This is a genomic window from Paenibacillus glycanilyticus (assembly GCF_030161375.1).
GTDB lineage: Bacteria > Bacillota > Bacilli > Paenibacillales > Paenibacillaceae > Pristimantibacillus > Pristimantibacillus glycanilyticus_B.
In genome coordinates this window covers 1-13347 of the sequence record NZ_BSSQ01000032.1, presented here as the reverse complement: position 1 = coordinate 13347, position 13347 = coordinate 1, and the positions used below count along the sequence as shown (strand labels likewise).

Genomic DNA, 13347 nt, shown 5'->3' with positions numbered 1-13347 from the left:
GCTCTTACCCCGCTTCTCTTAATAAAGGCAGAATCATATCGATAACGGCTCCCCGGTCATTCGAGAACGCAATTGCCGCCTCCGCACGGTACAGAAGACGCAATCTGCGCCGAACGTTCCAAATTCCGATATGTTCTCCGCCTTCATTCGTCAGATTCATTCCCTCATTAAGCATGCTTAAGATTTCCTCGGAGAAGCCACTGCCCGTATCCCGTATCCGGATGTGCAGCTTTGCCGCTTCCGGTTGTCCGGTCGTCCATAATGAGATGTCAATATGAGTGGGGTCATCCGTATTTACCGCATGCTTGATGGTGTTCTCGGCAAAGCTTTGGATAATTAGAGGAGGAATGACGCAATCCATTAGCTCCTTCTCGGCGGTAACCGTATACGACAAGTTGCCCGGGAACCGGAAGCCCTGAATCTTCAAGTAGTTTTCGGTAAGACTGAGCTCGTCCTTCAAGAGCGCATAATCCGTTTGGCTGCGGAACATGAGACGGAAGTAACGAATGAGCGACAGGGAAAGCTCCTGGATCAAATCGTAGTTTTTCTCCTGCGCCATATAGTAGACAACGTTCAAGCTGTTCAGGAAAAAATGCGGGTTAATTTGCAGTTGCAGCTGCTTAAGCTCCGCCCGTTGACTGTTAAGCTGTTCCTCGTAGACATGAATTTTTAATTGCTGGAGCTCGCTAACCATGCTGTTAAAGGTCTGGTTCATCAGCTCGAATTCATTGGAGGTTGGCCTGTCGGGTATTCTGGCTTCCAAATATCCTTCTTTGATCTTGCGCATAGCCGATACGATTCGGCGGATCGGAAGCAGCACCACTCTTCTCAGAAAGTAGAAAGCGGCCAGCAGAATCAGAATGGAGCCTATCGCCATAAACAGGATAATCCGCTGCAAATATGGGAGCCTCTCCAGAATCGAATGGTCGGGTACGACGGCCGCAAGTCCAAATTCTCCGACGCTTGAATCCTTCCCGATGACCAGATATTGCTGCTTGTCCCCTGTCAGACGATAGGTATCCGACGGAAACGTCAAATCAATCTTGTGCTCGTTAATGAAAGCTTTGTCCTGTACGGGCGCATGAGCACCGTCCACCAGCAGCGCTCTGCCCTCTGCGCCAAGATCCAGAAGATCAAGCGGTCCCATCACCTCGTTCGCATTCACGCCTGCCCCTATGTACAAGCCGCCCGACTTTACGATATGAACGAGATAATCCTGCTGCATGGGAAGAACCGCCCACCGGTCGTAAGAGAGGTTTGCATTGGCCGAATTTGCGGTATCGCGCACGAGCCCCGCAATTGCCTTTTGGATCGGTTCGTTATCCGAATCGGCAGATCCCGCAACCTTGGGCGCGAACAGCAAATCGTCGTTAGCGGGCGAATATACGAAGAAATAATCAAGCCCGTTATAATAAATCGTATTGTCTCTTAACTTGCTGAACAGCCAGATCCGTTCCAGGTTATACGCATCGATATCCGACTCCGAGGATCTCTCGAGTGCAATTAACCCGGTCTCCTCAGCGGCGAATTTAAGCAGGTACTGGTCAATATCGCTTAGCTTATTGTCGATGATCCCCATGTACAGATTGAGCATATTGCTGTTCGATTGCGCAACCTGATTGCGGACCACCTCCATCGAATAGAAATTGTTATAGATCAGAAAGGAAACCATCGGAGCTATAATGAGGACGATTCCGGCTATAAGCTTAAGGTGAAGCGAATTAAACGCGGTTCGGTTAAAGGACAAGCGGCATCAATCCCCTTATACGATGGTTAGTCTCAAAAAAGAAAAAGGAACCTTCCCGTATAATGGAAGGTTCCAGAAACGGGAGGTTGTTTAGAGTTCTACGACTTTTCCTGTTTCGGCGGATTGATAAATCGCTTCTAATATTTGCGTTACGACAAAAGCTTGTTCGGGCTTCACAAGCGGCTCCGTGTCATTCAGAATGCATTCCAGCCATTGTCTGGCTTCCTTCACGCCATCTTCTTCGGCACCTGGACCGAAGTACGCGATTCCTCCGCTGACGGACGGCTTTGTTTCCACTAGCTGCCCATGCTTCACGCTGTTGAAGATCACGTCGTTCTTGCCCATAACCGAGCTGGATCTCATTTCCGCTCCGCCTTCCGTACCGCAAAGCGTAGTCATCGCTTCTCTTGAATCCAGCGTATTTAATACCCAAGCCGACTCCAGGAAGATCGTAGCGCCATTCTCCATCTTAATAAATCCGAAAGCGGAATCCTCTACCTCGTAACTCTCGGGGTTCCAAGGCCCCAACATATTGCCCTCGTATTTGTCCGCCATCTTATGGAACACGGAACCGGACACCGATACGGGCTTATAGTTGTCCATGAACCATAACGCCAAGTCCAGCGCATGCGTGCCCAAATCGATCAACGGACCGCCGCCTTGCTGCTCCTTATCGAGGAATACGCCCCATGTCGGAACTCCGCGCCGGCGTACGGCATGGGCTTTCGTCATGTAGATATCGCCCAGCTCGCCTGCCCGGCAAGCGTTATAGAGAGCTTGCGAATCGTTGCGGAACCGGTTCTGGTAGCCAATGGTCAGCTTCTTGCCGGTTCGCTTCGCGGCATCGACCATTTTCCGCGCTTCCGCGGAATTAATCGCCATCGGCTTCTCGCACATGACATGTTTGCCCGCTTCGAGAGCATCCACGCTGATGAACGAATGCTGCAGGTTTGGCGTAAGCACGTGAACAACGTCGATGGAATCGTCCTTCAGCAGTTCCTTGTAGTCGGTATAGACTTTGGCGTTCTCTCCGCCAAAATCGTTGGCCGCTTTCCGGGCACGCTCCTCCACAATATCGCAAAACGCAACCATTTCACCCAAATGCGGCAGCTTGGCTAAGGAAGGCATATGTTTTTGGACAGCGATACCGCCGCAGCCGATAATACCGATTCTTAATTTATGGCTTGTCATGTCCCTATACCTCCTGTCCGGCTACGATGAAGGATTGAATTTGCGCTAAATCTTGACGGATGCTGGCGAATTTGTCGGCCGACTCTCCCTCATTCTCTACCAACGCATAACGCACATGTCCCATGGAACGGATCTGCTCGTATACGCCGGCGAAATCGAATTGGCCAGTGCCAAGATCAACAAAATCTCCAGGGCCAACATACTTCTGGTAAGCTTCGAATGGATTGCTCATATCGTCGCCTTCCAGCTCGGCAGCTTCCAATATATTGATCGGACCTTTAAGTTCGGCAGCCAAGTCCTTCTGGTGAATGATATCGCAGCGGTCTCCGAGCTTGCGGAGCACGGCAACGGGATCAAGTCCCGCGCGGATCACCCACGCCAGGTCAACCTCAAATTTCAAATAGGAAGGATCGGTGTTGTGCAGCAAAAGGTCAAACAACGTTTCATCGCCAATCGATTTGAATTCATGAGCATGGTTGTGCAAATAAAATTGAAGACCATTGTCCTTCATTTTCCGGCCGATTTGGTTCATTTGCTCCGCGGCTCTTAACGTGTTCTCGCGGTTGGAAATCCAGACGGAAGGCAGGACAATCCGTTCGCAGCCGATCCCGCCGTAATACCGGATCAAGCCGTCCCAATCATTGGACAATAAATCTTCGCCGGGTTTGGCGCCTTCATGAACCGCAATGGGATTAAGGCCATACTCCCGGCATTTGTCCCGAAGCGATTCCATTGAAATCTCGTCCACATAACGCGTGAAAGACTTCATGTTGAAACCGATCAACTCGATATTCTCGTAGCCTGCTTCCGCAACCTTCCGCAACGTGCCGAAGTAATCCTCGCCTAACTCCCTGTACACCGAAAAAATATTAATGCCCGCTTTGATCGTCATTGTCTTGTTTGCCTCCTTAAAAGAATTGTGAAACTTCGTAAGCGTTCGCTTGAATTCCATCAATAACTGCCTTCTTCTGTATCTTAACGGACATTCGCCGTTCTCTCTTTCACCTAACCGTCATGATCCTTTTGAATTTCCGCACATCGCGGGATTATAGCTGATTCAGCTGCGCAAGAAGACCGTCCAGCATTTCGTCCGTAAAGGCGCCTTGGCTAAAAGAAACGATCGACCGCAGCGGCATGTATTTCATCATTTCGGCGATCATCTCGCCCATGCCTTCGCCAAGCGCTTCTTTCATCGAATCGCTGTCCATCGGAACGCCCATACCCGACTGGAAGCTTTGGATAAGCCCCTGTACAACCGGCGCTCTGTCCGGATCGCTCATCAGATCGGCAAGCAGCGTCGTGCGGTCGACTGCCGTTTTTACCTTAACGGTAGATTGAATGCGCAGCGAATCGCTAAGCACCGTATCTTCGGAGGAACGGGCGATTACGATCTCATATTCGCCGGATTCCACATGCCAATCTTTGATTTGCACGTTGTAATAGGCGAAGGAGCGTTTGTTCAGTTGCAGCGTTACCGTCTTCTTCTCGCCGGGCTGCAAGTCTACCTTGGCGAATCCTTTCAGCTCTTTATCGGGACGGCTTACGCTGCTCTCCTTATCGCGCACATACAGCTGCACGATTTCTTTTCCCGCGCGATCGCCCGTGTTCTGCACCGTTACTTGCACGTGGAGCGTATCCGTATCGAGCATTTCTGCGCTGCTCAGCTTCAGGTCGGAGTAAACAAATGTCGTATAGCTTAGCCCGTGTCCAAACGGGAACAGCGGCTTTACCTGCTTCGTGTCGTAATAACGGTATCCAACAAAGATCCCCTCGCGGTATTCCACGCGGTTACCTTCGCCAGGGAAAAACAAAAACGAAGGGTTATCGCTAAGCTTAACCGGGAACGTCTCCGCCAGCTTGCCGCTTGGATTAACGGTGCCAAACAACACATCCGCAATCGCGCCTCCAACGGCTTGGCCTCCCAAATAAGCTTCAAGCACCGAATCTACTTGCCCAATCCAAGGCATTTCGACCGGGGAGCCGTTTAGCAAAATAACTACGACGTTGCTCTGCACGCCGGCAATCGCCTCAATAAGCCGATTCTGATTCGCGGGCATCTTCAGATGCTTGCGGTCGTAACCTTCGGATTCGTAACGATCCGGCAATCCCGCAAAAATAATAGCGGCATCGGCGCCTTTAGCCGCTTCGACCGCTTGTTCCAGCAAGCTGTCGTCGGTATCGTCGCGATCCGCATGATAACCTTGCGCATGCGCGACGGCGGCTGCATCGCCTGCGAGCCTATTAATCTCCTCAAGCGGCACATCGATTTGCGTCGGTTTAATATGCGAGCTTCCGCCGCCTTGGTATCTCGGCTTTTGGGCAAAGGCGCCAATGACGGCGAGCTTCTTATTAGCCCCAAGCGGAAGCAAATTGTTATCATTTTTGAGCAGCACCATCGTTTCGCCTGCAACCTTGCGGGCCAGAGCATGATGGGCTTCCCGGTCATAATGGGCCTCCGGCTTCTTGTTGTCCACGCTTCTAAAGATCAGCTCCAATAACCGTTCAACCGCACGGTCCAACACCTCTACGGACAACCGGCCACTGTGGACGGCTTCCACAATCTTACGGTCGTTAACGCCGCCGCTTGAAGGCATCTCCAGTTCTTGCCCGGCAGCGAGTCCGTCTACCCGGTTATTGTTCGCTCCCCAATCCGTCACGACAAGGCCTTCATGGCCCCATTCTTCCTTCAGAATATCGGTAAGCAAGTAGGCATTCTCGGAAGCGTACGTTCCGTTCACCTTGTTATAAGCGCTCATGACCGTCCAAGGCTGAGCCTGGCGTACGGCGCCTTCAAAGCTTGCCAAATAAATTTCGCGCAACGTGCGTTCATCAACAACCGCATCTACGCCCATCCGGCGATGCTCCTGATTGTTCACGGCGAAATGCTTCAGCGAAGTGCCAACGCCTTGGCTTTGAACGCCGTTAATGTGGCTGGCCGCAATCTCGGAGGAAAGGTACGGATCTTCGGAGAAATATTCGAAATTGCGTCCGCAAAGCGGCGAGCGTTTAATATTCGCGCCAGGACCAAGCAAAACGGCGATATCCTCCGCCTGACATTCTTCGCCAAGCGCTATGCCGACGCGGCCAATCAGCTCGCGGTCCCAAGAGCTTGCCATTCCGGCGGCGGAAGGGAAACAGGTAGCGGGCACGCTTTCGAATATGCCCAGATGATCGGTTCCGCCTTGCTGCTTGCGCAGGCCATGCGGACCGTCGGTCACCATAATGCTCGGGATGCCTAGCCGTTCCACGCCTTTAAGGCGCCAGAAATCGAGCCCCGAGCACATGCCTGCTTTTTCTTCCAATGTCATTTCGGCAAGTATTGCCTGAATATCACGCTTCACTTGAGATCCCCCTTATTTACGCTATCTTAGTCATTCATGACTACATTTTCGCATGAATGCGCTTACTTTTATGGTATAATAGTCAGAAAAATTGTACGGTTCTGAGGTGGGTATCAACATGGAAACAGCCATTTATTCGCGCGATCTTTCTTTAGTTTGCAAGCTGATCCAAGAGAGCTGCCAGCTTCCTGTTTTTTATGCCCAGAACAATCAGCCTTCCGTTGACGCCACTGCTGTAGCCGGCATCCCTTTAAGTCCGCTGTTCCCCTCTCTCGAAGAGTTGGTTCAATCTCTGTTCAGCTCGAAGGCGGCTTATCCCATGATTCGCACGACAAACTTCGGGGAGCAATTCATCATTATGCCCGTGAAGCATAACGATGCAGATCAAGCCTTTATTGTCATCGGGCCTTCCATTCAAGAGCTGCCGTCCGAAGAGCTGATGGACAAGCAGTTACACGATTACCATATCTCTTACCGGGAGAAGAAAGCCTGGTCCGCCTACTATGAAAGCTTGCCTAGAGTGAACCGAATGCGGCTGCTTCATATTTGCGTCATGGCAAACCTGCTTGTGAATCAAGAGTCGCTGGAATTGACGGACGTACTCCAGCATGGCTTAAATTACGCGCAGCCAAAAGCGTTCAAGAAGGAAGTCGAGCTGAGCATTTCCGCCCACCGGGAGTCTTTGATCTTTCATCCGAGCATTCAAGAGGAGAGAAAGCTGTTTCAGTTGATTCAAATAGGCGATACGGCTGGGTTAATGATGAGACTAGCGGAGATGCCTATGGACGGGGCTGGCGTGTTGGCCAAGCGAAGTCAGGTCCGCAACATTAAGAACCTGGCGATTTGCGGCATTGCGCTCGGCATGCGGGCAGCCATCGACGGGGGACTATTCGAGGAACAGGCTTACATGCTAAGCGACTTGTATATTCAACAAATCGAAGAGCTTCATGACGTCCAATCCGTGGAGGCTGCTATGGCAAGCGCCTTGCTGGACTTTGCGGAGAGGGTCGGACAAAGCCGGAACCATGCGTTATCCAAACCGGTGAAGGTATGCAGGGAATACATCTACGCCCATCTCTACGAGGAGATTACGGTAGACCAGTTGGCTGAGCTATGCGGGCTTAACAGCGGCTACCTCATGCATCTGTTCAAGAAAGAGACGGGTCAGACGCTAACGGGATATATGCAAAAACAACGGATCGAGGAGGCCAAAAAGCTGCTTCAAATGACCGGCGATACGATATCCTCGATCGGGTCGCGGCTAGGCTTTTATGATCAGGCCCATTTCATTAAAGTGTTTAAGAAGCATGCGGGCGTCACGCCGAAGTTTTATCGGGGGAGTTTGTAATGAAAGAAGGGGCGGACTCGAAAACCTATTGGCTTTTTGAGTCCGCCCCTTCTGCCTAATTAGCAATGAATCTGCATTTGGGATAATTGCTACAGCCTTTAAACTTGCCGTACTTTCCATTTCTATCGACAAGATGATTACCGCATTTCGGACATTCTCCATTAGAAATCTTATTTTTTTTCACAGTCTCTGCTTTCTTAATATCCCTAACATGCTCCCTCTTTGTGCTTCTATTCGTTAGGTTAGCAGATGAGATTTTACCTACGATCCGTTTAACATCTTCTATGCCCATAACTATATTCTGATTCTGACGAATCGTCTTTAATAGCTGTGTTGAGTAAATAACTTCTGATGTAACCTTTACTTTTAAATCCGCCCTCGAACTGAAACTAACAATAGGAATAAATTTCAAATCCGCATAATCGTCCAATAGAGCTTCAAGAGCCTTAACATGCCCAAAGTTTTGCCTAATTGGATTGTATAGCCTTTCTTTCCGTTTATAAATGGTCTGGCGCCAGTACTCATCATGTTCATTGCCAGTGATCCAACCTCGATAATTTTTAGTCTCAATAACGAAGATGCCATATATCGAGACGACTATGTGATCAATTTGAGTAGTGCCGCCTGAAGCTTTAGGAATGGTCACGTCGTTCAAGATAATATATTTGTCATTGTCCAGTCTTCCAAGTTTGTTAACAACTGACTTCTCCCCTATCTTGCCTTTTATCGTTGGCGATTTAAGAACAAAAAGTATGACGAACATTATAGCTAATAGAATATAGATCATTTAGACTACTCCTCACTGGATTAATAGTAAAATAATACCACTATTTCATCCCATAAAAAATACTCCCTTCCATTTGCTAAACAAAGCAAATAAAAGAGAGTATTTTATACACTCAAATGTCTCACATGAAAGCGGACTTTGAGCTATTGAAGGTGTAAAAACAAATTAACCTATTCCCACTCGATAGTAGCTGGTGGCTTGGACGTTACGTCATAAACGATACGGTTAACGTTGTCGACTTCGTTGACGATACGAACGGAGATTTTCTCAAGCACATCCCATGGGATACGTGCCCAGTCAGCTGTCATGCCGTCGATGGAAGTTACAGCGCGGCGGATACCGACTGTGTACAAATACGTACGAGCTTTACTGTTAAAAACGCTTCAGTTAACCACATTGTTTAGTATATCAATAGTAGCTTTATAACGTTCTATCCCAACTCAGATAAGGGAGAAAACCAATTAACATTTTTTCTACTTTTATACTAATAATTACAGTAAAAAATACCGTTAATAAAATATAATAGTATTTTTTATCAAGGGAGGACAAGTATATATGTCAAGAAATGAACCCTGTATTTGTGGAAGTGGGACTAAACAAAAGAAATGTCATCCTGATATTGCCCCAAATAGTAGAGCTGGGGAAGTCCTACTATTATATAGTGAACTTGAAGAACAGATTAATCAACATTATACCCAACCTAACGTACAGAGACCGCCCTGTCATGAAGGGTGTGACTCATGCTGTTATCACAATTTTACTATTACAGAGATCGAATTTAAGATTATAGCAAGAGAAATCAAAACATGGACTAAAGAACAGATTGAAAAATTATTCAATGAAACGTTTAGACAATTAAATTTACTGAAACAAGATTATCCAGAGGTGTATAGCAACCTTGAGGCTAGTTCAACTTTGAATACCTCTGTTCTTAAAAAACAATATGAAATAATGAGTGAAACCTACGGCATCCCATGTCCAATGCTAGATACACAAACAGGGAAATGCTCTGTGTACAATGCTAGACCACTAATTTGCAGAACTCATGGTACTACGCACTCTATCCTTACTGAATATATTGTTTGCAATAAAATTCCAAGCAATTTAGAAAATGCAAAAATCACTTATAATGCTGTTCAAATTCATGACAAAGCGAGTTCATGGGATAAAATCGAAATTGGAGACCAACTGTTCCAAGGTAGGCAATATCCTATTATCTACTGGTTAAAACTATTTCTTGAACCATATAAGCTCACTGGGAAAGTACAAATTCCGAATGAAGGAAGAGACTTCAATATTTCTGCAGACGCGGCTAAACGTCAACAAGTAGCGCGTATGCTTGGTTTGAGATAGATTAGCATCGATGCTCTTTTCATATTGGAAAGGGCATCTTTAGTTTTAATATGATTACAATCCCTTATTCCTTCTCCATGAAACTGTCCCAACGAAAAAATCGTCAATCAGTTTATTGATTTTTGTCATAAAAAAACTCCCTTCTATTTGCTAAACAACGCAAATAAAAGAGAGTAATTTTTTGCAGGTGTACGTAGGATTTCAAAAGCATTCAGTGCTGGAAACCCTAATGCATCAAGGCTTCCGAGCGACTGACAGCATCGAAACTTTCCGTCCTATTCCCACTCAATAGTAGCTGGTGGCTTGGACGTTACGTCGTAAACGATACGGTTAACGTTGTCCACTTCGTTAACGATACGAACGGAGATTTTCTCGAGCACATCCCAAGGGATACGAGCCCAGTCCGCTGTCATACCGTCGATGGAAGTTACCGCGCGAATACCTACTGTGTACGAGTACGTACGAGCGTCGCCCATAACGCCAACGGACTTCATGCCAGGCAGAGCCGTGAAGTATTGCCAGATCTCGCGGTCGAGACCGGCTTTGGCAATCTCGTCGCGAAGAATCGCATCGGATTCGCGAACGATGTGAAGCTTGTCTTCTGTTACCTCGCCAAGTACGCGGATCGCAAGACCCGGACCCGGGAATGGTTGACGGTGAACGATCTCGTCCGGAAGACCGCATTCCGCGCCTACTTTACGAACCTCGTCCTTGAACAACGTCTTCAAAGGCTCAACGAGCTGGAACTTCATGTCTTCAGGCAGTCCGCCAACGTTGTGATGCGATTTGATCGTTTGCGCCGTAGCGGTACCGCTCTCGACGATATCCGTGTACAGCGTGCCTTGTGCGAGGAAAGCGAATTCTCCAAGCTTAGCCGACTCTTCGTCGAATACGTAGATGAACTCGTTGCCGATAATTTTACGCTTTTGCTCAGGGTCGGTAACACCTTTCAGCTTGCCAAGGAAACGTTCGCTTGCGTCGATCTTCACAACTTTCATATCGAACTTGCCAACGAACGTCTCCATTACGCTCTCAGCCTCGTCCTTACGCAGCATACCGTGATCGATGAACATACATGTCAATTGATCGCCGATCGCTTTGTGAATCAGCATCGCAACAACAGAGGAATCTACGCCGCCGGACAGACCGCACAGCACTTTTTTATCGCCAACTTGGTTACGGATATCAGTAATTGTATCTTCGATCCACGATTCCATCGTCCAGTTGCCTTCGCAGCCGCAGATGTTGTACAGGAAGTTGCGAATCATTTCGTTGCCATACACGGAGTGACGAACCTCTGGATGGAATTGTACCGCGAAGAATTTGCGGTCAGGATTACTCATAGCAGCGATTGGAGCATGCTCGGTGCTTGCGTCGACGCGGAAGCCCACAGGCGGCTCGACAACAAGATCGCTATGGCTCATCCATACCGTTTGACGCGCTTCCAGACCTTCTGCCAGGTGGCTGCCTGCAGCGAAGTCTACTTCTGCTTTACCGTACTCGCGTTTGCCCGCGCGCTCAACCTTGCCTTCGAGCTGATGCGACATCATTTGCATGCCGTAGCAGATACCAAAGATCGGAATACCCAGATCGTAGATCGCAGGATCTACCAGTGGGGATTTTTCTTCATATACGCTTGCCGGTCCTCCCGAGAATACGATGCCTTTCGGCTGCAATTCACGGATCCGTTCCACCGACGTATTAAATGGCAGCAGTTCGCTGTAAACGCCCAAATCGCGGATGCGGCGTGCGATCAGCTGATTGTATTGTCCCCCGAAGTCGAGAACAATGATGATTTCATTCTTGTTCATTACCGAGCCTCCCTCAATTAATGTAGTAATTATATCTATAGCCCTTCGGACGAGTCAAGGTAGGGGGACCGGGCAAAATCCGATTTATATCGACATTTCCGTGGCATTATTGCAAATGAATGAGATCCGGTACGGTCACGAACCCCATATCTTTTTCTTTTAATTCGGCGATTACCCTTCCAAGCGCCTCTACGGTCCCGGTCAGATCCTCGCCTTCGCCGCCGGCAGAATGCTGCAAAATAATGCTACCATTCTTAGTGGCGTCCATAATATTGGCGTACACCTCATCGGCGCTAAGCCCTTTCCAGTCGAGGGAATCCACGTTCCAGTTGATGATTTTTTTCTCCATGCTGGCCAGCCAATTAATCTGATCTTCGGTCACGCCGCCATAAGGCGGTCTCACGAGAGACGGCCGGTGACCGATATACCTCTTGATCAGCTTGTCTGTCCGGTCGATTTCCTCCCTGAATTTCTCATCGGACAACTTCAAATAATTCGGATGGCTGTAGGAATGATTGCCGACGGCATGCCCTTCGCTAACCATTCGCTGAAAAATATCAGGGTTCGCTTCAATCCGGTTCCCCACTACGAAAAAAGTCGCTTTGACGCCGGCTTTTTTCAATTCATCCAGCACCAGCGGAGTAAACGTCTCGTCCGGACCATCGTCAAACGTCAGCGCCACGCGTTTCTCTTTCGAGCTTCCCTGCAGCAAAAAAGTACTTTTGTATTTCTCGCGAAGCTCCGCCAGCGTAAGCGGCTCTTCCTTGCGGACCGCCTTCTCGGCACCGTCCACCAGCTCAGGCGTGTCGTCCTCATCCTCCTGTATGCGGATCGGTACGCCCTCCTCGTCGGAATAAGCATTAGGTTTCGGCTGTACCTCTTGGCCCTGCTCCCGGTCATTGCCAGAATGGCTGGCACATCCCGCCGCCGTCACAAAGAGCAGAACACTAATTACGAAAGCCGCTAATAATCGGATCATGGAAAATCCCCCTTATGTACGTAATCATGTCGCAGTTTTCCATTCTATTAGCATGGCAACTGGCGAGGAGAGTATGCATGCATGCGGCCTGCTATTCGCCCCATGCGCGGCTGACTCCGGTGCTCGCACAGCTGTAGCAGGCTTTTTGCCTGCTATTCTCGCCATGCGCGGCTGACCCCGAGGGCTCGCACGTCTGTAGCAGGCTTTTTGCCTGCTATTCGCGCCATGCGCGGCTGACCCCTGGTGTTCGCACAGCTGTAGCAGGCTTTTTGCCTGCTACAGCTGTGAGAGACCGTTTAGTTCGCCAAAACATGTGACCCGCTGCATATTTCTACACTGGCGGAATAGGAGTTTTGTGGGGAGTAACAAGCAAAAAGCCGGCCCCCGGTTGAATATCGGGGGCCGGCTTTTTGTGTTACTCAGCGGCTTGAACGGCAGCCGGTGGTGCGGTTTTGCGTGACTTGCCAAGCAGCGGGTGCATGGCGGCGGCAAGCTCTTCCGGAGACGGGGCGAGCCAGTCGCCCCGCTGTCCGAATCTGGCGGCATCATCCCAGGTGATGAACCGCCGGAGGGCTTCGGCGCGCGCGCCGGGCATCGACGCCGACACGGCGTCCGCGTATTCGCGCGCGGTATGTTGCGGCGGCCGCGCCATCATGCGGCGGCCTAGCAAGCTCCACGCCGCGGCGGATACCGCGGCGTACCGCTCTTGCACGGCGGCGGCGCGGCCAGCGCCATGCGCCGCGGCGTACCGGCGCAGCGCGAGCGCGAGGCGAAGCCGCCTCCGCTGCGC

General features: G+C 49.6%; 10 protein-coding genes and 1 pseudogene. 2 read left to right on the top strand and 9 right to left on the bottom strand.

The genetic code is table 11. From position 1 onward, the window contains the following. Positions 1–4: 4 nt before the first annotated feature. From QQK89_RS28845 to QQK89_RS28830, 4 genes are all read right to left on the bottom strand, one after another. Positions 5–1747, bottom strand: coding sequence for a sensor histidine kinase (locus tag QQK89_RS28845; protein WP_284242216.1), 1743 nt, complete (start codon positions 1745–1747; stop codon positions 5–7). A gap of 90 nt (positions 1748–1837) precedes the next feature. Beyond that, positions 1838–2938, bottom strand: coding sequence for a Gfo/Idh/MocA family protein (locus QQK89_RS28840; protein WP_284242215.1), 1101 nt, complete (start codon positions 2936–2938; stop codon positions 1838–1840). 4 nt (positions 2939–2942) lie between these two features. Then, on the bottom strand, positions 2943–3830 hold the full coding sequence (locus QQK89_RS28835) for a sugar phosphate isomerase/epimerase family protein (RefSeq protein WP_284242214.1): 888 nt from the start codon (positions 3828–3830) through the stop codon (positions 2943–2945). Positions 3831–3984: 154 nt separating this feature from the next. Then, complete coding sequence (locus QQK89_RS28830) at positions 3985–6279, bottom strand: beta-glucosidase (RefSeq protein WP_284242213.1); 2295 nt, start codon at positions 6277–6279, stop codon at positions 3985–3987. A 118-nt stretch (positions 6280–6397) separates the two neighbouring features. Between QQK89_RS28830 and QQK89_RS28825 the strand changes: the two genes are divergently transcribed. Further along, positions 6398–7627, top strand: coding sequence for a helix-turn-helix domain-containing protein (locus QQK89_RS28825; RefSeq protein WP_284242212.1), 1230 nt, complete (start codon positions 6398–6400; stop codon positions 7625–7627). Between the two features lie 55 nt (positions 7628–7682). Here the strand turns inward: QQK89_RS28825 and QQK89_RS28820 are convergent, their stop codons facing one another. Further along, positions 7683–8414 carry an NERD domain-containing protein gene (locus QQK89_RS28820; RefSeq protein WP_284242211.1) on the bottom strand — a complete coding sequence of 244 codons (732 nt, stop codon included), beginning with the start codon at positions 8412–8414 and terminating at the stop codon, positions 7683–7685. Between the two features lie 170 nt (positions 8415–8584). Further along, positions 8585–8776, bottom strand: a pseudogene (locus tag QQK89_RS28815) (glutamine-hydrolyzing GMP synthase); the annotation flags it as partial. 193 nt (positions 8777–8969) lie between these two features. Between QQK89_RS28815 and QQK89_RS28810 the strand changes: the two are divergent. Beyond that, complete coding sequence (locus QQK89_RS28810) at positions 8970–9767, top strand: YkgJ family cysteine cluster protein (RefSeq protein WP_284242210.1); 798 nt, start codon at positions 8970–8972, stop codon at positions 9765–9767. A 275-nt stretch (positions 9768–10042) separates the two neighbouring features. On the opposite strand, the gene guaA is transcribed toward QQK89_RS28810, so the two are convergent. From guaA to QQK89_RS28795, 3 genes are all read right to left on the bottom strand, one after another. Further along, positions 10043–11578 (bottom strand): glutamine-hydrolyzing GMP synthase, encoded by a 1536-nt coding sequence (gene guaA / locus QQK89_RS28805; RefSeq protein ID WP_284242209.1) that lies wholly within the window; start codon positions 11576–11578, stop codon positions 10043–10045. A gap of 106 nt (positions 11579–11684) precedes the next feature. Then, positions 11685–12557: a polysaccharide deacetylase family protein gene (locus QQK89_RS28800; protein ID WP_284242208.1), complete on the bottom strand. Its 873-nt coding sequence runs from the start codon at positions 12555–12557 to the stop codon at positions 11685–11687. A 415-nt stretch (positions 12558–12972) separates the two neighbouring features. Further along, a partial coding sequence (locus QQK89_RS28795) for a DUF4129 domain-containing protein (RefSeq protein ID WP_284242206.1) occupies positions 12973–13347 on the bottom strand: 375 nt, incomplete at its 5' end.

Coding starts and splice junctions, on each gene's coding strand:
- QQK89_RS28835 (WP_284242214.1), bottom strand. CDS start 3,830: ATGACGATCAAAGCGGGCATTAATATTTTTTCGGTGTACAGGGAGTTA.
- QQK89_RS28810 (WP_284242210.1), top strand. CDS start 8,970: ATGTCAAGAAATGAACCCTGTATTTGTGGAAGTGGGACTAAACAAAAG.
- QQK89_RS28820 (WP_284242211.1), bottom strand. CDS start 8,414: ATGATCTATATTCTATTAGCTATAATGTTCGTCATACTTTTTGTTCTT.
- QQK89_RS28825 (WP_284242212.1), top strand. CDS start 6,398: ATGGAAACAGCCATTTATTCGCGCGATCTTTCTTTAGTTTGCAAGCTG.
- QQK89_RS28800 (WP_284242208.1), bottom strand. CDS start 12,557: ATGATCCGATTATTAGCGGCTTTCGTAATTAGTGTTCTGCTCTTTGTG.
- guaA (WP_284242209.1), bottom strand. CDS start 11,578: ATGAACAAGAATGAAATCATCATTGTTCTCGACTTCGGGGGACAATAC.
- QQK89_RS28840 (WP_284242215.1), bottom strand. CDS start 2,938: ATGACAAGCCATAAATTAAGAATCGGTATTATCGGCTGCGGCGGTATC.